This is a genomic window from Algoriphagus iocasae (genome assembly GCF_014206875.1).
In the GTDB taxonomy this organism is placed as follows: Bacteria; Bacteroidota; Bacteroidia; order Cytophagales; family Cyclobacteriaceae; genus Algoriphagus; species Algoriphagus iocasae.
Genome location: NZ_JACIJO010000003.1, coordinates 305,060 through 327,867 on the forward strand (window position 1 = coordinate 305,060; position 22,808 = coordinate 327,867).

Genomic DNA, 22,808 nt, shown 5'->3' on the forward strand with positions numbered 1-22,808 from the left:
CAAGTACCAAGTACAAAGCCTTTCTTCCGAAGGAAGGAATTAAGAGTCAAGCTTGCCTGCCGAAAGTAGGTATCAAGTATCTAGACTTCGATCCTTTTAGCTATCGGGATCGAAGTCTAAAACCTTTCAACCTTACAACTTTAAAACCTTACAACCTTACAACCTTTCAATCTTCCAATCTTGTAATCTTTCAATCTTCCAATCCACAAAGCTATGCTGAAAAACTATCTAAAAATCGCCTTCAGAAATATCAGGAAGAACAAGCTTTTTTCTTTCCTGAATATTGCCGGACTGTCCATAGGTATGGCGGTTTGTATTATGATCATGCTTTTTGTGAATTATGAGCGGGGTTTTGATAGCATTCATACCAAGAATATTTATCGTCTGGATGAAGTTCAGAATTGGGAAGGTATGGTAGCGCCTCAGAAAGTTGCCTTGTCCATGTATCCCATGGGGCCGACTTTGCTTGAAGAGTTTCCTGAAATTATGAATTTCACAAGGGTAAGGCCAGGTGGAGAATTGAGGTTTAAAGATCAAGAAAAAGAAGCCATGCTTACAGAAACCATGTGGGCAGATTCTTCCTTTTTCCAGATTTTTGACTTCAAACTTGTAGAAGGTAACCGAGCCACTGCATTGACTGAGCCTTACAGCATTGTTTTGACTGAGAAAAGTGCTGAGAAGATTTTCGGCGAAACATCTCCCATGGGTAAATCCCTTACGCTGTCAGAACAAGATACTATTTCATACACTGTCACTGCTGTTTTGGAAGATATCCCTGAAAACTCCCATTTGAGATTTGAAGCGCTAACATCTTTCAGCAGCTATGTAGGTCCTCAAGCCATGGACAACTGGGGCGGAAATTGGCTTACCACATACCTTGAGTTGGGAGATGGAGCGGATTTGGATGCAATGGAATCAAAGTTTCCTGCCTTTCTAGTTTCCCATATGGGAGAGGAAGGAGCAGGAGGATATGAGCTTTTTCTTCAGCCTTTAAGTGAAGTCCATGCCGGTTCCACGGACATCACCCATGATTACATCAATTATCAGAAATTTGACGGGGCATACACAAGAATATTCTTCTACATCGCCCTGATCGTACTTTTTATCGCCGGGATCAATTTTGTGAATTTATCATCTGCCAAATCAATAAGCCGAGCTATGGAGATTGGCGTAAGAAAAGCTTCGGGCGCTTCCAAATCCCAACTTTACTTACAGTTTATCGGTGAATCTATTGTGATAAGCCTGATGGCTATGGTGCTGGCTACGATTTTGGTGTCAATAGCATTACCTTTTCTGAATGAGTTCAGCCAGCGGCAGCTCGAGTTTCCTTTATTCAGAAGTCCTCTTTTCCTGGTTTCAATGCTTTTAGGTGCTGTTTTGGTCGGAACCCTTTCAGGTTTATACCCTGCGCTTTATCTTTCAAATTTTAATCCGGTAAAGGTTTTGAAAGGCTCTCCAGTCACTGGAAAAAGGAAGGCTGATTTTAGAAATATATTGGTGGTGGTGCAATTTAGCTGTGCTATTTTCCTGATTATCTCCACCTTGTTTGCCTCTCGGCAGGTAAGGTTTATGCAGGAAAAAGACCTGGGATTCAAACATGAACAAGTGATTACTATTCCTTTTGGGCAGCGCTTAACTGATCGATACGAGACGCTTAAGCAGGCCTTGCTTGCAAGTTCGCAGGTGGAAGAAGTGACAGCTTCCGGTCAGCGACTGGGAAATAACCTTCATCAAACAGGAATAACATTTCATGGAGTTGGGCCAGCAGTAAATCTGGCTACCTCACAAGTAGTGGTGGATCCGGACTTTTTGGATGTGTACAAGATTGAATTGATTGCAGGCCGAAACTTTAATGATACCGAAGCGGATAACGGCAATACGTACTTGATCAATGAATCATTGGCCAAGGAACTTATCCAGAAGGATGGAGAGAATAGGGATATAGAGTCATTGATAGGATCTCAATTCGGTTTCAGCGGGATGGATTCGGCGGGGAGACTTGTGGGCATTGTCAAGGATTTTAACTTTAATTCCTTACATCATAAAATAGAAACCCTGACCATATTCAATCAGCGCAATTGGGGATTTGAAGAATTGTCCGTGAAAATAAGTGGTGAGAATGTACCTGAAGCACTTGCCCAAATTGAATCTATCTGGAATACGCAGGTGCCAGAACGGGAATTTGAGTACCAGTTTTTGGACGACCATTTTAAAGAATTGTATAGAGCTGATCGAACGGTAAATGCTATAGTCGGCATGCTTACGGGACTTTCCATCTTAATTTCCTGTCTGGGGCTTTTTGGTCTGGTATCATTCACCTTGGAGCAGCGTGTAAAAGAAATAGGAATCAGAAAGGTGTTGGGGGCATCAGTGACCACGGTGGTCGCTATACTTTCCAAGGACTTTATCAAACTGGTATTGGTTGCTATTGTTATTGCAGTTCCGGTTTCCTGGTATGTGGTGGATCAGTGGATTCAGGATTTTGCTTATAGAATCAATATAGAGTGGTGGGTGTTTGCGGTTTCTGGCTTGGTGGCAATCCTTATTGCACTTGCTACAGTAAGTTTGCAAGCATTCAAAGCTGCATTGATGAATCCTGTAAATAGTTTGAAGAGTGAGTAAAAGCAAGAAATACGAAGTGAGTAGAAATCAGAAGTCTGAAGTCTAAAGTCTAAATTCTCAAATTTCGAGTTCTTCGTGTATTTATTTTAATGTTTAAGGATGCTTGAGAAAAAATATCCAAGGCTATCAATTCGCATCTACGAAACCCTTAATTTGAATTCACCAATCTCCAACCCTAGTGTGGACAATTAAGAAACAGATGCAATAGAGTAGTGGGAGTTGTGTAAATACAAGTGTTGACATTAATTATAAAATGGAGACAATCAGAATTCTGATATTAATTAAGATTTGCCTTTTATGGAGTAATAGTTCTCTTGATTCGAAAGCCAAAATATTAAACCAATTTCGTCATAAAGTATTAATGAATGTTCAGGTGACAGGAGTGGAGATCATTGGCCTTACAATAAACTTTTGAGCATCCATTAAGCTAACGTTTTATACAAACCTAATGTCCCTTTAATCTAATTATTTAAATAAAATGCCATGAAATTTGATAATGCAGTCCCAATTCTATACGCCAAAGACGTTTCAAAGAGCATTGAATATTTTATCAAGCAGCTTAAGTTTGAAAATAAATGGGAATGGGAAGATCCGCCAACTTTTGGAGGAGTTTACAGAGACAATGTGGAAATATTTTTCTGTAAAGAAGACCAAGGCCATCCTGGTACTTGGCTTAGTATCGTTCTTGACGATGTAGACGAATATTATGAATTAATAAAAGATAGCAGTGCAAAAATTCTTTCTAAACCCGAAAGTATGGAATGGAATATGAGAGAAATGCTAGTAGAATGTCCCGATGGACACATCATCAGATTTAGTCATAATACGTCCATTGACGAATAATAATTTTTCAATACAAGTAGAGCTTAAGTTTAGTTGTATTTTTTCCAAGAAACCCAATGTTGTAATTGATCTTACAAAAAACCATTGACCAACAAAAGGCTTGCAACAATGCTTGTAGGTATGATTACTCATACCAATTATTGGTAAATTTTTTAATATCAGATTTTTACGATTTTCAATAGATGTTTTGTTCCGTAATCAAGCATCATATTTTTTTGGCTCCTATTACTATTCAGACTGTTTAAGTTCCTGTCCCTCAACTTACCATACCTATTGTTGCTCATTTTGAATAAATCCCAAATCAATTAATGCTATTGTGAATTTTCAATTTTGGTTCATTCGAAAATAATTTTCTATAAACAGTTATTATTTATTGTTTATCAATAAATATTTATTATAATTACATCAGTATAAAAAAATGAAAAATCAATATGAAAAGATTTTCTACACTATTTCTTCAGGCCGTCATCGTACTTATTGGCTTGGTAGCTCTTGTAATTTTGATACGGGTTCCACTAACGGAGGGCAGAGCGACAAACTTAGACTTGATTAGCATATACTCTGACCCGTTCATCTTGTACGGATACGCCGCGTCTATTACTTTTTTTGTGGGGCTGTACAATGCCTTCAAATTACTTGGACACATAGGACAGAATAAAGTATTCTTACCAATCTCTGTAAAGGCTTTAAAAAATATAAAGTATTGTGCTGTCCTTTTCAGTTTTTTAATCGTGTTAGCTGGACTCTACATTAAGTTTTTCCATGATAAAGAAGATGATGCTGCGGGTTTTCTTGCCATGTGCATCGTATCGACATTTGCTTCTATTGTAGTGGCAACTGCTGCCGCAATATTTGAAAAACTGTTGCAAAATGCCATTGATATGAAATCTGAAAATGACTTAACAATTTAAGCTATGTCAATAATTGTAAACTTAGATGTGATGATGGCAAAGCGAAAAATTTCTCTGAATGAACTTTCCGAAAGAGTTGAGTTGACATTATCCAATCTATCCATTTTAAAAACTGGGAAAGCCAAAGCAATTCGCTTTAGCACCCTAGAAGCAATTTGTAAAGCAATGGACTGCCAGCCTGGTGACATTTTGGAGTATAGAAATGACGAATAGCGAAAATAAAACAACTAATTGATTGAAGATATTCGAGATAAAGTCAAGTGATTTTAATAAGTATTGAAAAATGGAAAAGCTATGAAATCAGTAAAAACAATTATCCGAAATTCGCTTCTAGTTGGATGCATATTTTTGACAGCAAGCTGTTTTGGAAAAAACACAAAATCTGAAACTATTTTGATTGGAAGCACCCCTGGCGACGACCTAATCAAAACAATGCTGGCAATTCCCAACCAAACGAAAGTCGATTTTATACGGTGGAATTTAATTTTGGACAATGAAAATGTATTCACCCTGGATATTACCTATGGAGAGTCTAAACCCAATACTTTGGACTTTATTAGTGCCGAAAAACAAACCTTTAATGGGACTTATTCGATTGTGAATAATCGAGAGAAAAATGGCTTTAAGGAGATTTATCAACTTAAAAGCGATGGATTACCCGGAATAATTTCAATGACCCAAATAAGTGAAAACCTCTTTCATATTTTGACGCCTCAGAACAAATTGATGAATGGAAATGGTGGTTGGAGCTATTCATTAAATAGAAAAGTCGCTGTTGATTCTGGAGAAATTTTAATTTCTTCACCGATCCCAGACGACAAATCTTTGCAACAGGTATTTGACGGAAGAACCCCTTGCCAAGAAATTGCTGCAGGGCATCCCGAAATGAAAGTCAGCATTACTTGTTTTAAGTTGAAATGGAAACTGACTCTCAATAGAGATTCTGTAACACACCTTCCAACAACCTGTACCATAAGGACAGTTGTAGACAATCAACCTCGTGACGTTTCAGGTACTTGGGCAATTATCAAAGGGACAGCTACAAATCCAGAAGCTATAATATATAAAATTCATGCAAACGATCTTGCTGAACCCATATCGCTTCTTTTGGGTGACGAGAATGTTTTGTTTTTTCTTGACCAAGACAACATCCCATTAATTGGAAATGAAGACTTTAGCTTTACTATGAACAAAAGAGTTCAATAGTTAAAAAGGAAAACTAAAGGCAATGAAAACCGCAAAAGTATAGAACGGAAAAAACAACGAACCGCTAATACACGGTATATCCAATATTGGTTTCAAAGGTCTTCCAGGCAAATTACCCGCATCAATCTTTCGCCTCGGTTGATAGAAAAGTCGCTCCGCTGTTATAAGAATAATCATAAGTTTAATTACTCAATTTCTTTATACAAAACCTTCGCAGCGGTATCACCCATTAATTCCAATTATTCAGGATTTCAAATCCGGATCAATAAGTCCAAAGGGTTTAATTATTTTTTTGAAAATTGATTTTCACTTGAATCACAATTCCTTCTAACTCCTCAATATGGATTCATCAACCTTCAAACCTAGTTTGTATACTGCTGATATAAACGAAATAGACAGGTAGGGCTGGGTTTAGCGAGGAGCCCCCAGCAATATCCTGTGGATTATTTTTAAATTTTATATGCATAGAATTTTGATGTATTATAATTCTATGTATACTTGCATTATGAATTCAACAGAACTTATTAAAGGAACTCTTACAACCATCCTGCTTAAATTACTTGATGAAAATGGGAAAATGTATGGCTATGAGATTACTCAAAAAGTAAAGGAACTATCAGACAATAAAATTTTAATTAAAGAAGGTTCCTTGTATCCTGCCTTACACAAGCTTTTGATTGATGGTCTTGTGGAAGTTGAGACAGTGAATGTAGGAAAGCGGATTCGAAAATATTATTCTATAACAAAACAGGGAAAGGAAAGAAAGATCGTGTTATATAATGAGCTCAGTGAGTTTATTAAGACAATTCAGCATATTGTATTTCCGCATCAAAAAGTTTCTTTTCTATGATTTTAGATGACAAAGAGGTTTCTTTCATAAAAAGCGAAATTGAAAAAAGTAAAATTTCTATTTCAGAACTTAAAGATGACTTGCTTGATCATTTTTGCTGCTTTATAGAAAACGAACTAAGTAAAGGGAGTTCATTTGAAACTGCTTATGTAAAGGCCTTGAATTACATATGCCCCAATGGATTTGAGGAAATCCAAAAGGAAACTATTTATTTGTTAAACTCTAACAAGATAATTACTATGAAAAAAATTATGTATTTAATTGGTCTTTTAGCCTCTATGAGCATGACCCTTGGGTGGTTATTTAAGTATTTAAGCTGGAAAGGTGGTGGAGACATGTTAACCTATGGAATGATTTGCTTTTTATTACTCTTTTTACCAATGCTAGCTATTAATAGATATAAAATGACCTTGGGTAAAGCTTTATCTGAAAAGCTAAAAATTATTTTAGGCTTCAGTGGCGCAATTGTAGCTGGTTTAGGTATCATGTTAAGGACAAGCGGAATGCCATACGGTACTTTAATAGTTATTATAGGAACATTAATAATTGCATTCGGATTTCTGCCTTTCCTGTTTTTTCGAATGTACCAAAAATCAATAGAGCAGATTTAATTAAATAAAAATGTTCTGCTGTCAATATTGGCTAAGAACAAGTGAGTGTTATCTGCTTAATCGAAAGTGAATACCATTATAAAATTTGGTCAAGATTGACAGCTAATCTGGATATAATGCCCGCCTGCTCTTAGCCTTCTCCTTTAACTCAAATCCCTAATACAACACCTTCGCAGCGGCATTTCCCATTAATTCCTGGTCATGCCCCACATTTGGAACAGTTACTAATTTCCAATTGAACTCGTACCCTAGCTGCTCTGCCAACTTTTTAGATTCTTCAAAGAAATATTGACCTCTTGCAAATCTTCCAATTCCCTGGAGATCTGCTGTCGGAGATCTAAGCATGGTGCCTCCGGTTTCGGTTTCATTATCATTTTTACCAAGTAAAAGAATTAAGTTTTGCTGGAAGGAAGCTTTTAAATCATCCAGAGAAACTCCCAGACCTTTGATCCCAAAAGGCGGACTTAGAGTTGTGTCAGGCATCGTGAAAAACCCAGAATTACCCGCAATAATCCGATCTGCTTTGGAATCTGGTTTTAATATTGCAAAGCGATGCAGAATCTGGCCGCCTGCAGAATGGCCGAAAATATCGTAGGTTTTTTGATTCGATGCACTGGCTTCTATAACCAGATCAAAGATTCTATCAAAATCCTCGAATAGCCAAGTATTGTGGTTTGGATTTATCGTAAAATGAAATTTTTCTTCATCCAGCTTCACCTGATTGGTTCCTGGTATTTCCGACATGGATTCCTGAAGATTCAAGTCTTGGATGATACCACCTAAGTGATACGCTTCAAAAGGGTAGAGGTCTTCCTCATACATCGGCGTAATGATGAGTATTCCCTCGGTTTCAGATTCTGGAATCCAGGCATCCCTATAACTATCTCCATTTCTTCCAGCTCCAGGAATAACCAGCAAAACTTTTGAATCCTTGGTAAAATTGCTGGGACGATGATAAAAAACCTTGATGGCTTTGTTTTGATTTCCTTCCCCTCCTTCAATCAAAAACACCCCTGAACCTTCGTGGATCGCTATTTCATTCAGTTTTAAGTTTTCTTCATTTTTCAAGTCACTCAGCTTGACCAAAGGCATGTTACAATGCGGGCAATTTCCGGCTTCATGAAAGGAAAGCTTGTCACAGGAAAGATCACAAGGAGTACAGACGTATTCTCCCGTCTCTTTTTGGCAGGAAGTTACCAAAGAAAATATAATCAATAAGCCAAAAATTTTAGAGAAAGTCATTTCTGTAGGTTTAAAAACTGGATTAGAAAACAGCAATCAAAAAAGCTAAAAAATTGTAGAAATGAAAGCCTTTTCAGTAGGCATCATTCTAAAGCAAGAATTTTTGTTTTTTGACCTCTTACGGACAAAATTGTCCGAATATTTTTTAATAAAAAGTGCGGGGAATGTGATTTAAATACAATTTAAAAGCATTTAAAATGGCATAGAAGTGGATTAGGGATTTTAAAAGATTCCTGAGGGCTATTAATGCAATAAAAGCGAAAAATCTAACAAGGACTTGTTTTATAAAAATAATAGCTTGAAGGCTTATTGACGACACTTGAAGATTTAAGGTATTAACAGATAAAAAATATGACACAAAAACTGAAGTCGAAAAAGGAGATAATTAATAATCTTATTATTTATTGTTCATTCATGTTGATTGCAGTAATAGGAATATTTTATGGAAATGAAATCAAGAGTGATCATTCATTTTTGCGTATTTGGAATTATGAAAATATAATATTTCTTCTTTTGGGAATTCCTTTTTTATTTTTTCAATCCAAGGTTAATATCCCGAATTTCTTTGAAGTGGGTATTTCAAACAAACAAAGATTCCTTATACCTATTTTAATTGGAGCAGTGTTTGGAATATTAGATATAATTGTAATTAAGCTATTATTACACCCAGAACCTTATACAGAGTTACCACCTTTTCTTCAGCCTTTTCCATATTCTATATTTCTGTATTTTTCTGGAGCATTGGAGATAGAAATTTTTTATAGACTTATTCCTTTTACATTAATTTTACTATTAGGTAAATGGATATCAAATGGTAAATATTTTAACACATTTTTGTGGATTGCCATAGTTGCGACTTCATTAAGAGAGCCATTAGAGCAACTGCCTAGTGGAGAATTGTGGTTTCTAGCATATTCTTTATTTACAGGTTTCTTAATGAACTTTTTACAAGCAATCTATTTTAAAAAAGCAGGCTTTTTGGCATCTCTTTCTTTAAGACTAGGACACTATTTATTTTGGCACATTTTATTGGGGATATATGTTCAATACGTTGAATTATTGTAAAGTCCGAAGAGCTAACAGCAGCAATTCCCAATTGATGGGTTCTTATTTAATCAAATTTTGGACTTCTATATTCACTTTATTTTAGGTTGATGATTTTGTTTGTAAAAAAGCCTTGAAGGGCATGCCTGCGATTAATTAAACAAAACTATCTATACAATACTTTCAATTTCGAATTTCCCATTAATTCCTGATCATAACCTAAATTTATCACAGTTTCGAATTCTTTAGGAAAGCATGACTCTATTTGTATCTTGTATCCTAGGGTTTTTTGATTTGACCTCAGGCGGACAAAATCGTCCGCAGAATTTTGAAAAAAAATTAGTAGAAATCCGTTTTTGAGCTATTTAGAGGCTTTTATAATGGCATGGAAGTGGATTAGAAAATTGTGGGTTATTGTATCTAAAAATAATCTCCAGCGAATTAGTTAAAGCCAAACCACAATTGATGCATCAAAAATTTTACACTTAAACCTTTTCAGCCATGAGTCACATTGCGATTCCTATTCCGACATTTCCTGGTAAACAGGATATAGAAATCCAGGTCATTATCAATAACGAAGTGAAGTCGCTTCACTACAAAGTGGAGTTGTTTTACTGGGATGACTGCTCTAACCCACAGGGTCACCGGGCAGATTGCATTTCGGATATGCTTTCCCATCATGATCCTAATTGGACAGTCTATTACATTGGAGCACCTACGGATAAGTTTGTTCCCATCACTTTTGTGAGTAAGGAAAGTAAAAAATGGATGCAGATCCATTAAACTGAAGAGTAGCGATTGTTATTATTCATTGAAACTTTGTGTGCATTCCTTTAGTTGGAAAACAAACCCATTTAAAGGATGCATACACTTGAACCATACTACAACTGGAGAAATTTATATATCGCCTCAGAGGATCCGAGATCTCCATTTTTTGGCTATGAAAACAGTGAAGTTTACTTTACTGATCAGATTTACAATTACCTCATTCATCCACAATGGGATAATTTTGGGAGCGAAACGCTTTATTTAAAAGTCCTCTTTGCAGATTATAACCAAGGTTTTGCCATCATCGAAATGTTGGGAGAGTGGAATGATCTGCTCCATAATGATATCATGACTTTGAAAAGAGATGTCATTGAAATGATGATCAGTGAAGGGATTAATAAATACATATTAATCTGTGAGCAGGTATTTAATTTTCATTCAGATCTAGACTCGGTGGATTATTATGAGGAATGGCAAGATGAGCTCGAAGAGGGGTGGATTGCCGTCTTAAATACCCGTGAGCATGTCCTTGCAGAAATGAGCAAGTTTGGAATAGATCATTACTTGGTGATGGGAGGGAAGTTGAATGATGTCTCTTGGCGGACAAAGCATCCCAAAATATTATTTAGTCTTATTGACGAACAGGTTACAAGAAGACTAGGCTGGTAATTTGATTTTTATAACTCATGTTAATTTTTGCCCGAAAGCGAACAATAATGTCCGACAAAAATTGCCTTCAGAAATCAAATCCTGTGTTTTTGGCCATTAGAGACTGTTTTTCAATGGCATAAAAGTAGAAATACCCTTGTACGTAAAATTACCTAACCTTGTCATGAAAAATTCTAAACTTGTTTTATTCGCGCTGTCTTTGATGGCCTTTTTTGCTTCTGTGCAGCAGTTGCCTGCCTCAGTCAAAGCAGATCCTTATTTGACAAAAGAATTTACCCTTAGTGGAAAAGGAAATCTGGATGTAGAAACATCTGGAGCCAGTGTAGCTGTCTCCGGAGTTCCCGGCGACCAAGTCCTGATAGAAATGTATGTCAAAAGAAATGGCCAATCAGTTGATTCTAACGATCCTGAAGTGGAAAGACTTTTAGAAGATTATGATCTTGATATTTCAAAAAGTGGAAATACAATTTCATTGAAAGTAAAAAAGAAGAACAGCAATAGCTGGAAAAGAGGGAATCACCTCAATCTTTCATTTAAAGTTCAAGTACCAACAGAAATCTCCTCTGATTTCCAGTCTAGTGGTGGTTCTATTTCTATTGATAACATAAATGGTGATCAGGCCATCGCAACGAGTGGAGGAAGTATCAGAGTGGAAAATGCATCAGGATCTGTGATTTCCAAAAGTTCAGGTGGATCTTTTTCCTTGAATGATTTTGATGGGGATGTGGATGTTCAGACCAGCGGAGGTTCAGTAAAAATCAATGGGATGGAAGGTAAATTGAAAATCAACACCTCAGGAGGTAGTGTGACAGTTGAAGATATTTCCGGAAGCATCGATGCCAATACAAGTGGAGGTTCTATTCGTGCAAAACTTTTGGGGATAGATGAGGACTTGACTTTCAGAAGTTCTGGAGGAAGTATCACCGCCATGGTGCCTGCATCTATCGGCTTAGATCTTGACTTGAGAGGTGGCCGTGTCAACACAAAATTTGTGAACTTCGACGGGGAAGTAAAGAAAGATATGATTGTTGGAAAGATGAACGGAGGGGGTTATTTGCTATCCATGCAGAGTTCAGGAGGATCCATCAATCTTGAATTTATGGATTGATAAAAATCTGGAATCTCAAATTACCTATACTCTTATAGGTGACTTGGATTCCAATAATTACACAAACTTCAAAGACTAATAATCATCTTGTTCATGTGGAGAAATAATTTTAAGCTCTCATTTAGAAACCTGATCAAATACAAATCATTAACAGCCATCAATGTTTTCGGGATGGCTGTTGGGCTTGCTGCATGTATGCTGATCGGACTATTTGTATTTGATGAGTTGGCCTATGATCAAGGGATCAAGGATTCGGAGCGAATCTACCGGATCGCTTTAGAAACCAGTGAAAGCAAATGGGCGGGAACTCCGGGACCTCTTGCAGAAGCTGTTAAAAATGATTTTGAGGAAGTGGAAAATTCCACCCGAATCATGAAGTTTCCTGAGCTGGATCAAATGCTTTTGAAAAGCGAGAAAAATGGGGAGGTGACTCAGTTTTACGAAACAAAAGGGTACTATGTGGACTCCACATTTTTTGAGGTGATCGATTACCCTTTGCTCAGTGGAAGCAAAGAAAATACACTCAAAGCACCTAACTCGATTGTTCTTTCGGCTTCTTTGGCCAATAAATTCTTTGGAGAATCTGACCCGATTAATCAGTCAATTTCAGTTGGCTTGCCATTCGGGGATTTTGATTATACAGTAACCGGTGTTTTTGATGACAAGGGAAGAAGATCCCATATCGATGCGAATTTCTTCCTTTCCATGGAGAATAATGACATCGGAAATGCAGTCAAGCGAATGAATAACTGGGCTGCAAATAACATATTTTACACCTATGTAAAATTACAACCTTCGGTAGATCCGGATACTTTTGAAGCCAAACTTCCTGCCTTTTTTGATAAACATGGAGCAGCGGATCTGAAGGCAATGGGAGTGGAGAAAAGTTTGTTTTTGCAGCCTTTGGAGGATATTTATCTTCACTCAAGGATTGAATACGAACTAGGCACGACTGGTAATATCACGACCTTGTATGTTTTTAGTTCCATCGCTTTCTTCATTCTTTTGATCGCGTGCATCAATTTTATGAATCTAGCCACGGCGAGATCAGAAAAGCGATCTAAAGAAGTAGGAATAAGAAAATTGCTTGGAGCACAAAAGGGTGCTTTAGTCCAGCAGTTTTTGGGAGAGTCCATCATGGTTTCCCTATTGGGATTGGTAATGGCTTTTCTAATTGCCTCTCTTTGCATGCCATTTTTCAACCAGTTGACTGGAAAAGAATTAGACTTATTCCAACGCACACTTCCTCTGGTTTCTATTTTCGGATTGGCTCTTGTTGCAGGTTTATTGGCTGGAACCTATCCGGCATTTTTCCTTTCTGGATTTACTCCAAGTTCTGTTTTGAAGGGTAAATTCAAAGGAAAAGTTTCAGGAGTTTCATTGAGGCAAATATTGGTCGTATTTCAATTTGCCATTTCTTCCTGTTTGATCTTGATGGTGTTGGTGATGAAAAACCAATTGGATTTTGTTCAAAACCAAGACTTGGGCTTTTCTAAAGATCAGCAATTGATTTTACCACTTCAAAGTGAAGAAGCTGCAGGGAAATATGATGTTTTAAAAACGAGTTTGCTTCAAGATTCTAAAGTGAAATCTGTAACCATTGCTACCACTTATCCGGGGGTAGAAAGCATCGAGAGCATGCTATATTATGCGGAAGGGCAACCAAAGGATAATTTGGTGAATATCACCAATGCCTTCGTAGGTGATGATTTTGTTGAGACTTTGGGCTTTACCCTTTTGGAGGGCAGAAGCTTTTCGGAGGAATATACAGCCGACCTAAGCCAGATCATTTTGAATGAATCTGCGGTGAAAGCTTTAGGGTATGAAACCTCAGATGCGGTTGGTAAAAAAGTGTTTTTTGACTGGGGAGGAGAACAGGTTAGTTATGAAATTGCTGGTGTTGTCAAGGATTTTCATTTCCAAAGTCTGCATAAGCAAATTCAACCTTATGCCTTTATCAATCAAAATAATGGAGGTTATCTCATTGCAAATTTCTCAGGAAATGATGCTGGTGAAGTTTTGGCAAGTGCCGAGTCAATCTGGAAAGAATCCGGTATTAATGAACCCTTTGTGTATTCGTTTTTAGATCAGGATTTTCAGCGGAATTATGAGAAAGAAGAGCGATCTGGTAAGATGATTATTGGCTTCGCATTATTGGCGATTTTCATAGCCTGTCTGGGGTTATATGGTTTGACTGCCTTTATGACTGAGCAGCGCACCAAAGAAATAGGCATCAGAAAGACCATGGGAGCGACAGATTGGAGTATCATGGCTTTGCTTTCAAAGGACTTTGCCAAGACAGTACTTCTAGCGATTTTGATTTCTATTCCTCTAAGTATTTATCTAGCAGATTCCTGGCTTCAGAATTTTGCTTTTAAAATCGAATTGAAGTGGTGGTATTTTGGAGTGACGGGATTGGTAGCCTTGATGATCGCAATGATCACGGTGAGTTTCCAGTCAGTCAAAACAGCCTTGATGAACCCAGTGGATAGTCTGAAAAGCGAATAAAAGTATCAAGCTTACCTTCCTAAGGTAGGTATTTAATATCAAGAATCTAGAACCAAGAGTAAAGAATGAAGTGATCAGAGAATTTAGATTGAAGTAGTATTGATGGCAATTTTTCAATCTTCCAATTTTAAAATCAAGATTAAATGATCAAGACCTACATTAAATTAGCATTTAGAAACTTATTGAGAAATAAGACATCGAGTGTAATTCATATTGCAGGCTTAGGAATAGGGATTGTCTCTACTTTGATGATTTTGTTCTACGTGGATTTTGAGCAAAGCTATGAGGATATGCACACGAATGCGAAGAATATTTTTCGTATTACTCTGGATATTTACAATGGGAATGAGTTTGTTTTAAATGATGCCCAAACCTATCAATTGATTGGCCAGGAATTAAAAGAGCAAATTCCTGAAGTACTGGATTATGTTAGGATGTTTCCGATGGAGCCAATAGAGGTCAAGGCTATTTCCACCGATGTGAAAAGCTATGAGTCTAAGGTTTACCTTGCAGATGAGTCCATCTTGGAAATTTTCACTTTTGATCTGATCGCTGATGAAGGAATTTCCAAGTTTTCGGAGCCTTTCAAAGTGATTATTGCGGAGTCAGTTGCAAACAAGTATTTTGGAAAAACAGATGTGGTTGGAGAGATGCTCACTTTCCCCTATGACCAAACTCCTTTGGAGATAGTAGCTGTGATGCAGGATTCGCCTCAGAACACGCATATTAAATATGATATGCTAGTATCTCATGTTACGTTGCCGATTGTCCAGAGTTGGTATAAAGAAAACCTCTGGAATGCCAACAACGAGTACACTTTTCTCCTGATGAATGAAGGGGTTGACTTGGCGGATTTCAATGAGAAGTTAGTTAGGTACTCTGAAGAAAATGTCCAGATGGAAAGTGAAATTGTTATAGCTGAGCCCATAGAGGATATTCATCTTTACAGCAATAAAACCTATGAACCTGAGGTGAACGGAAGTGCCCAAACGGTCAACTTTATGCTACTGATCGGTATTCTGATCTTGGTGCTTGCCTGGATAAATTATGTCAATCTATCAACAGCCAAGGCTATGGATAGGGCCAAAGAAGTTGGTATTCGAAAGACTATTGGTTCCTCCAAAGGGCAGTTGATTATTCAGTTTTTCACGGATGCTTTTTTTACGAATTTATTGGCTGGATTGACTGCTGTATTGATTTTTATAGTTTTGCTGCCTTATTTCAAGGAGTTTTCTCAGCTGGATCTAAGCATTGCTCATTTTGGAGAGCTACGATTGACGATCTTGCTTTTGGGTGTTATTATTTTTGGAACATTGGTATCTGGCTTTTATCCGGCTTTGGTTCTCTCAGGTTTCAATCCAATTTCTGTTCTCAAAGGCAAATTCAGCAATACGACAAAAGGAGTGGCGCTTCGCAAAGGGCTGGTCTATGTCCAGTTTATAGCTTCAGTCGTACTTCTTTGTGTTACGATGGCAGTATTTAAGCAAATGCAATTCTTGAATTCTCAGGATCTGGGAGTGGAAATTGACAATACACTCGTTATCAGATCTCCTCAAAATGTTCCCGATTCTCTTCGGCAAAGCTTAATATCTGCTTTTGAATCTCAGGCTTTGCAAAACACCTGGGTAGAACACTTAACTCTTGCCAATTCAGTTCCAGGTTCTGAAACGAAGGATATGAGTTCTTCTTCAGGTGTCAGAAAACTGGGAGAGGACGAAAGCGTAGGGGGATTCACTTATTATCATTATGGTGTAAAGGAAAATTATCCTGAAGTAATGGGAATAGAGTTATTGGCTGGAAATTATTTGGAACCTGAAACACCTTTTGAGCAAGTTTTGATCAGTGAAAAGGCGATGAATAACCTTGGTTACTCTACTCCTGAAGAAGCTATTGGACAGACTATAACCTTTTATAGAAGCTCGAGCCCTTCAGAGATTCAAGGTGTTTTCAAAAATTTTCATCAGCGATCTCCAAAGGAAGAATATATGCCTTTGATTATTTATCGTGGTAATAATCCTGACAATATTATAGTCAAACTGAATACGTCTGATTCTAAAATGGCTGTGGCTGGTTTGGAAGAAATCTGGAATAAGGTTTATCCTGAGTCCAGCTATGATTACTACTTTCTAAATGATACCTATAACGCACAGTATCAGCAAGAACAGCAGTTCGCAAAAACGGTTTTACTCTTCACCTTATTGTCTATTCTAATTGCAGGATTGGGCTTGTTTGGACTATCGGCTTATATGGTTCAGTTGCGTACCAAAGAAATCGGAGTACGTACTGTATTGGGCGCTTCTAAGCCTTCGCTTGTATGGATTTTGTCCAGGGGATTTATGGGGATAGTCGGTCTTTCGGGATTGATCGCCATTCCGATTTCATATTACTTTATTCAATCATGGCTTGGTAATTATGCTTCTAAGTTTGAAATCAACTGGCAGTTGTTTGTAATTCCGCTGTTGTTTATCATCATGGTTGCGATGCTTACTGTGGGGACACAAACTCTGAGGTCTGCTTATGCAAATCCAGTAGATAGTTTGAAAAGTGAATAAAAATATCTGGTATCAAGAATTAAGAGCCAAGAAACAAGAGTCAAGAAACAAGAACCAAGAGTAAAGAGTCATGAACCTAGAAAAGAACCTTACAACCTTTCAACTTTAGAACTATGATAAAAAACTACCTAAAAATCGCCTGGAGAAATATCAGTAGAAGTAAAGGATATTCTTTTATCAATATTGGTGGATTGGGAATAGGAATGGCAGCATCCATCTTGATCCTGATTTGGGTTCAGTTTGAAGTTTCTGTCGATCGATTTTATGAAAATTCTGATCGCATCTATGCTGTCTGGAGGACTACCTCAATAGAAGGTGAACCAGTGAGTTGGGATTATACCCCAGCGCCTTATGCCCCTACATTGAAAGAAGCATTTCCTGAAGTCGAGGAAGTTGCCAGAATTACAGAATGGGATCCTATGATTTTAGCTGTTGGGGATAACAAGTTATCTGAACAGCCTACATTTACAGACCCTGGATTTTTTAAAATCTTCAGTTTTGAGGTGTTGGAAGGCGATCCGGTGGAAGCTCTTTCCGCTCCAGATAATATTGTTTTGACGGAGTCTGTTGCCAAAAAACTTTTTGGAGAAACCTCTGCTCTTGGAAAATCAGTGAAAGTGGAGGATCAGTTGGATTTTGAAGTCAAAGCAGTAATCAAAGATTTGCCTGCAAACACCTCCTTCTCATTTACAGCCTTTATTCCTTTCAAAAAACTGGAAGCAATGGGTTGGGTAGATGATTTCTGGGGAAATAACTCCATGAGAACCTTTGCCATGCTAACTGAGGGCACTGATCTCAATCTTTTTAATGAAAAGTATAGCGACTTTTCCAAAAAATATGGAGGCTTAGAAGATGAGATTTCTGACTTTCTGTTTCCTGTAAAAGACCTTCACCTTTACTCCAAATTTGAAAATGGTCAGTCTGTTGGTGGAAAGATTGAATTGATCCGAATGTTCGGGATTGTTTCCATTCTAGTGTTGGTGATAGCCGGGATTAATTTTGTGAATTTGAGTACTGCTCAAAGTGAGAAACGAGCCAAAGAGGTGGGTATTCGCAAGATTTCCGGAGCGGGTAAAAACATGCTCGTTGGACAATTTCTGGCTGAATCCATTCTGATTGCCCTTAGCGCTTACCTCGTGGCATTGATCATTGTATCGATTTCATTTCCATGGTTTAAAAATTTGATCGGTCAACAACTCGCCAATCCTCTTTACCAACCTTATTTCTGGATTTTATCTTTTGTTTACATCCTATTTGTGGGTGTATTGGCTGGAAGCTATCCGGCATTTTTGATGAGTTCCTTTAACCCGACCGTTATTTTTAAACCAAAGATGGGTTCTAAAAGAAGTTTCGGAATCAAGCCTAGAGAAGTGTTGGTGGTGTTCCAATTTGCTGTAGTAGTAGCGTTGATTTCCAGTGTTTGGATCATCCGTGATCAGGTAGAATATGTTCAGAATAGGGACATGGGAATGAATGAAGAGAATTTGATTTTTCATCAAGTGACTGAACCCATCCGAAAAAATAAAATTCCGATGAGGAATGAATTGCTCGCTTTACCGGAGGTGGAAAGTGTGACTTATACTTTCTCTCCATTGACAGAAATTTACAGCGATACTAATATGATGGAATGGCAAGGTAAAGATCCAGATTATAGGCCTACCATGTACAGAATGGGAGAGGATGCGAATTTGGTCAAAACTGCCGGTATGGAATTAATTGCTGGTCGGGACATCGACATATTTACCTATGCGAGCGACAGTATGGCCGCCATCATCAACGAAAAAACTGCTGAGATCATGGGCTTCGAAGATCCGATTGGTCAGGTGATCAAAGACGATGAGTTGGAGTTTACTGTAGTGGGAGTGGTGAAGGATTTTATTATGGAATCTCCATTTGAGGAGGTCAGACCTATCGTGGTGATGGGACCTAAAAGAAATCTGAATTTTATTCACATTCGCTTAAAGGACAATCAGAATATTGCAAGTTCACTTGCGAGTGTTGAACAAGTTTTTGCAAAGTTCAACACAGGTTCTCCATTTGAATACAAGTTTGTAGATCAGGAAAATGAACAAAAGTTTCAATCCCAAAAAAGGACTGCTTCTCTAACATCTTTATTTTCAGGATTGGCAGTCGTGATTTCCTGTATGGGATTGTTTGGTTTGGCGACATTTATTGCTGAGAGCAGGAAAAAAGAGATTTCAGTCCGAAAGGTGTTGGGAGCTTCAGTTAACAGTTTGGTGGGATTGCTTTCCTCCGAATTCAGTAAACTGGTTTTGATCTCCGTCCTAATTGGTATTCCACTTTCCTGGTACTTTATGAAAAACTGGTTGGATACATTTGAATACCGAACTACGATCGATTGGAAAATCTTTTTGTTAACGGGAGTTATTACCCTTTTGATTGCTTTGATTACTGTGAGTTCTCAGGCCATCAAAGCGGCTTTGGTTAATCCGGCGGATACTTTGAAAAGCGAGTGATGGGATGTAGGATATATGATATAAGATTTGTGATTTAGTCAATACGTTCTAAAACCAATAACCGTACTTCAATAAATTCTGATCCTTTGATGTCAGGCGCTTTCATCACTAGTGGATGACGACCCTTATCCAGATGAATAGTGCCTATTTCCAAAGGTTTATAGTCTTTTTCATAAGATTCAGATCTTGGTGATCGGTCAAATTCAGCAGCCACAAAATCCGAATCATTTGCTTCGTTGACGGAGGTCATGACTTCATTTTCTCCTTGCTTCAATAAAAGCGTGGAGCCAACTGAAGATTCTTTGCCAGCATAGTAAACAGTGGCTTTGTACTCTCCTGAAGTCAAAATCTCAGTGTCCCAAGTGACACTATCTTGAGTAGATGTCCAGTTGGTAAAAAAGGAGGAATTTGGATGAATGCTGGAGCGCTTGATGCTGCCATGAGGAATTCCATCTCTAGCTGGTAGAAGGGTGAACTTACTTTCTTTAAATCCTACTGGAAAAATCTCTTCTCTGTCCCGATCCAGTTCCGATAAAACTGATTGAGTCCAATTGGTTTTGAGCTGCATCATTTCAGCTAATATAGAATCGTTAGTAGCAGTAATCGGATGGTTTTGTCCAGGGTCTGATTCCAAATCATATAATTCATTGTTTTGGTCCAGCATGTATTTCTGGTTTCTCAGGCTGACATTTCTATTCCAATGACTATAAACCACTCTGTTGGTATCAGGAATTTCTTCTCCAAAAAGAAAAGGTTTTAGACTTATTCCATCCAGCGGTTTTTCGGTTTTAATTTCAATTTTCGCCAATTCCATCAAGGAAGGCAAAATATCAATGGCACTTGCCAATTGATCGACCACCAAAGGTTTGAAATGATCTTTCCAAAAGAGGATCAGGGGAGATCGAACGCCACCTTCATCTGTACTTCCTTTGATCCCTTTTAGACCCTCATTCCATCTCCAGCCATTTGGCCCATTGTCTGATAAGTAGATGATAATCGTGTTTTCCTGAAGTTGAAGACTGTCGAGTGTTTTGACTATTCTGCCGATATTCCAATCAATATTTTCACATAAAGCATAAGCTGCCCGGGTTTTGTCAATGAGCTCCTTATCATGGTATCGGTGCGTGGTGTCAATAGCCGAATTTTCGTATTTCTCCCACCAAATGTCAGGCACTTGCATCGGACTATGAGGAGTATTTAAGGCCAAATAAACCAGAAAAGGATTTTCCTGATTTTTTGTGATATAGTCTATCGCATGATCCGTCAGATCATCGATGATAAACCCATTTCCTTGGACCACTTCGCCATTGTGCTCTAGCATCGGGCTGAAATAATTCCCCCAATGTCCAGAGGCAAAGCCGTAATATTCTTCAAACCCTCGATTATTCGGATGGAAAGGAGGTTGCGATCCATTGTGCCACTTCCCAAAAGCAGATGTTTTATATCCATTGGCTTGAAATATTTCAGCAAATGTTGTTTCGTCTAGGTCCAGCCTTTCACCGCCTTCGGAAGTTGAATAAACTCCTCCTCGCGGATGAAATCTTCCAGTCAATAATTCTGCTCGTGTAGGGGAGCAGACAGGACTTACATAAAAGCGGCTAAACTGAACTCCATTACTTGCCAATTGATCAATGTTGGGAGTATTTACATAAGGATTTCCATTAACTCCGAGATCACCCCAGCCTTGGTCATCCGAAAGGATAAAAATGATGTTTGGTGGGGAATCTACCTTTTCCGGCTGTTGGCAAGATTGAAAAAGGAGGAGTCCAAATCCAATTAAAATGACTTGGAAAAAATGAATTGTTGAAGACTTCTTCATTGGGTCTATCTTGGGTTTTAACCATCAAAATAAACTCCAAAAGGCTAATAACCTATTTTGTTTAGAGTATTTGAAAAAGTCTTGAATCCTCAAAAAAATCCCAGCCTTGTATAGTTTCAAGGCTGGGACTGAGTTTTTAATGATTTCTCTTTCAACTTTCAATTGGTTCCTTTGATGTTGCTGGAACAATGTTTTGATTGACACGGAAGAAATTGCTAGGATCATAAAACTGTTTGATTTTGGCAAGTCTTTCATAATTCTGTTTATAACTGGCTTTAATCCTTTCCTGACCTTCATCTTGAATGAAGTTTAAATATGCCCCTCCAGATGAATAAGGATGAAGAGCTTCCCAATAGTCTTTACACCATTTGGTGATTTTTTCTGCATTGGCAGGATCCGGATCCACACCCACATAAACACCTGCGTACTTAGCATCCCGGTGTGCCCAAGGTGTTTCTTCTTCTCCCACTCTGCTGGCTGCTCCACTGATTGGATAAAGATGCATTTGGGAAAGTGGAGTTGGGATTTTCGAACCAAACTCCAAATGTTTTACTCGAACTTCCGGACCTAATTCTTTGAAATAATCACCTCTCCAATACCACTGTAATCCCGGAGGAAGCATTCCGTCAAACAAGGTCTGAATAGCAGGATATGGCATTTCTCCCACATGATGAAAAATAGGATTCATATCCAAAATTGGTTTGAAAACTTCTTCCTGTTTTGCAGGGTCTCCCAAATAAGACCAGACAATCGCACAAAACATTTTATTATGAAGAGCTTCAGGGAATGGGGGGCCTGGAACTACCATAGTGGCGATAAAGCCATTCAGATCTTCTGAGGCATTGTTGATGAATTCATGATACCAAGCCATGACTTCATCGATTTGTTCAATTGGCCAAAAAGAAGGCCCACCGATGATATTTTTAACCGGATGCGCTTGAAACTTGAAGGAAGTAACGATTCCAAAATTGCCCCCGCCTCCTCGGATAGCCCAGAATAAATCGGGATTTTCTTTGGCGTTGGTGGTGACAAATGATCCATCTGCTAGGACCATTTCCGCTTCCAAAAGGTTGTCAATAGTTAAACCATATTTACGCGAAAGGTAACCAACGCCACCACCCAAGGTTAACCCACCTACGCCGGTAGTGGAAATGATCCCGGCAGGCACAGCTAATCCAAAAGGATGCGTGGCATGGTCAACCTCTCCCCATAAATTTCCTCCGCCCACTTTAACAGTGGAATTCGCGAGGTCTACTTGGACGAACTTAATACCAGAGAGGTCAATCACCATTCCTTCCTCACAAAGTCCTAACCCACCTCCATTATGACCACCACCTCTAACAGCGACTAGCAAGTCATATTCTCTGGCAAAATTTACCGAATAAATGACATCCGCTACATCCTGACACATCACAAACATCCCTGGATGCTTGTTGATCATGGCATTAAAAACCTCCCGGGTTTTATTGTACTCCTCATCTTCAGGAAAAACTACTTTTCCTCTAATCTGACTGGCAAATGCCTCAATCACAGACGTATTTAAATCTTTGACTTTTGTTGACATGATTTTGATTTTAT

17 protein-coding genes are annotated in these 22,808 nt (G+C 38.2%); 14 read left to right on the forward strand and 3 right to left on the reverse strand.

The genetic code is table 11. The features are described from left to right. The first annotated feature begins 213 nt into the window (after positions 1 to 213). The 7 genes from FHS59_RS15600 (at position 214) to FHS59_RS15630 (ending at position 7,043) form a co-directional block, all read left to right on the forward strand. Positions 214 to 2,622, forward strand: coding sequence for an ABC transporter permease (locus FHS59_RS15600; RefSeq protein ID WP_184496350.1), 2,409 nt, complete (start codon positions 214 to 216; stop codon positions 2,620 to 2,622). A 483-nt stretch (positions 2,623 to 3,105) separates the two neighbouring features. Then, on the forward strand, positions 3,106 to 3,465 hold the full coding sequence (locus tag FHS59_RS15605; RefSeq protein WP_184496351.1) for a VOC family protein: 360 nt from the start codon (positions 3,106 to 3,108) through the stop codon (positions 3,463 to 3,465). 431 nt (positions 3,466 to 3,896) lie between these two features. Further along, positions 3,897 to 4,376, forward strand: a complete 480-nt coding sequence (locus tag FHS59_RS15610) for a DUF2975 domain-containing protein (protein ID WP_184496352.1) — start codon at positions 3,897 to 3,899, stop codon at positions 4,374 to 4,376. A 3-nt stretch (positions 4,377 to 4,379) separates the two neighbouring features. Continuing rightward, positions 4,380 to 4,589 carry a helix-turn-helix domain-containing protein gene (locus tag FHS59_RS15615; RefSeq protein ID WP_184496353.1) on the forward strand — a complete coding sequence of 70 codons (210 nt, stop codon included), beginning with the start codon at positions 4,380 to 4,382 and terminating at the stop codon, positions 4,587 to 4,589. 81 nt (positions 4,590 to 4,670) lie between these two features. After that, positions 4,671 to 5,582, forward strand: a complete 912-nt coding sequence (locus FHS59_RS15620) for a hypothetical protein (RefSeq protein ID WP_184496354.1) — start codon at positions 4,671 to 4,673, stop codon at positions 5,580 to 5,582. Positions 5,583 to 6,087: 505 nt separating this feature from the next. After that, entirely contained in the window at positions 6,088 to 6,432 is a 345-nt protein-coding gene (locus tag FHS59_RS15625) for a PadR family transcriptional regulator (RefSeq protein ID WP_184496355.1), read from the forward strand. Continuing rightward, positions 6,429 to 7,043 (forward strand): hypothetical protein, encoded by a 615-nt coding sequence (locus FHS59_RS15630; RefSeq protein ID WP_184496356.1) that lies wholly within the window; start codon positions 6,429 to 6,431, stop codon positions 7,041 to 7,043. The genes FHS59_RS15625 and FHS59_RS15630 overlap by 4 nt, the downstream gene beginning before the upstream one ends. Positions 7,044 to 7,199: 156 nt before the next feature. On the opposite strand, the gene FHS59_RS15635 is transcribed toward FHS59_RS15630, so the two are convergent. Next, a complete protein-coding gene (locus FHS59_RS15635; RefSeq protein WP_246388488.1) occupies positions 7,200 to 8,285 on the reverse strand; it encodes a hypothetical protein in 1,086 nt (361 codons plus the stop codon). 414 nt (positions 8,286 to 8,699) lie between these two features. Here FHS59_RS15635 and FHS59_RS15640 point away from each other — a divergent pair, with 414 nt between their 5' ends. The 7 genes from FHS59_RS15640 to FHS59_RS15670 all read left to right on the forward strand — a co-directional run bounded on the left by FHS59_RS15640 (position 8,700) and on the right by FHS59_RS15670 (position 19,411). Beyond that, positions 8,700 to 9,350: a hypothetical protein gene (locus FHS59_RS15640; RefSeq protein ID WP_184496357.1), complete on the forward strand. Its 651-nt coding sequence runs from the start codon at positions 8,700 to 8,702 to the stop codon at positions 9,348 to 9,350. A 480-nt stretch (positions 9,351 to 9,830) separates the two neighbouring features. Then, a complete protein-coding gene (locus tag FHS59_RS15645; protein WP_184496358.1) occupies positions 9,831 to 10,112 on the forward strand; it encodes a hypothetical protein in 282 nt (93 codons plus the stop codon). A gap of 78 nt (positions 10,113 to 10,190) precedes the next feature. Beyond that, positions 10,191 to 10,766 carry a hypothetical protein gene (locus FHS59_RS15650; RefSeq protein ID WP_184496359.1) on the forward strand — a complete coding sequence of 192 codons (576 nt, stop codon included), beginning with the start codon at positions 10,191 to 10,193 and terminating at the stop codon, positions 10,764 to 10,766. A 163-nt stretch (positions 10,767 to 10,929) separates the two neighbouring features. After that, complete coding sequence (locus FHS59_RS15655) at positions 10,930 to 11,874, forward strand: DUF4097 family beta strand repeat-containing protein (RefSeq protein WP_184496360.1); 945 nt, start codon at positions 10,930 to 10,932, stop codon at positions 11,872 to 11,874. A gap of 93 nt (positions 11,875 to 11,967) precedes the next feature. Further along, on the forward strand, positions 11,968 to 14,382 hold the full coding sequence (locus FHS59_RS15660; RefSeq protein ID WP_184496361.1) for an ABC transporter permease: 2,415 nt from the start codon (positions 11,968 to 11,970) through the stop codon (positions 14,380 to 14,382). Between the two features lie 143 nt (positions 14,383 to 14,525). After that, complete coding sequence (locus FHS59_RS15665; RefSeq protein WP_184496362.1) at positions 14,526 to 16,934, forward strand: ABC transporter permease; 2,409 nt, start codon at positions 14,526 to 14,528, stop codon at positions 16,932 to 16,934. Between the two features lie 113 nt (positions 16,935 to 17,047). Next, entirely contained in the window at positions 17,048 to 19,411 is a 2,364-nt protein-coding gene (locus FHS59_RS15670) for an ABC transporter permease (protein WP_184496363.1), read from the forward strand. A gap of 34 nt (positions 19,412 to 19,445) precedes the next feature. Here FHS59_RS15670 and FHS59_RS15675 read toward each other — a convergent pair whose 3' ends face one another. Together FHS59_RS15675 and FHS59_RS15680 are read right to left on the reverse strand one after the other, a co-directional pair. Further along, entirely contained in the window at positions 19,446 to 21,230 is a 1,785-nt protein-coding gene (locus FHS59_RS15675) for an arylsulfatase (RefSeq protein ID WP_246388489.1), read from the reverse strand. A gap of 151 nt (positions 21,231 to 21,381) precedes the next feature. Next, positions 21,382 to 22,794, reverse strand: a complete 1,413-nt coding sequence (locus FHS59_RS15680; RefSeq protein ID WP_184496364.1) for an FAD-binding oxidoreductase — start codon at positions 22,792 to 22,794, stop codon at positions 21,382 to 21,384. Between the last annotated feature and the right edge of the window lie 14 nt (positions 22,795 to 22,808).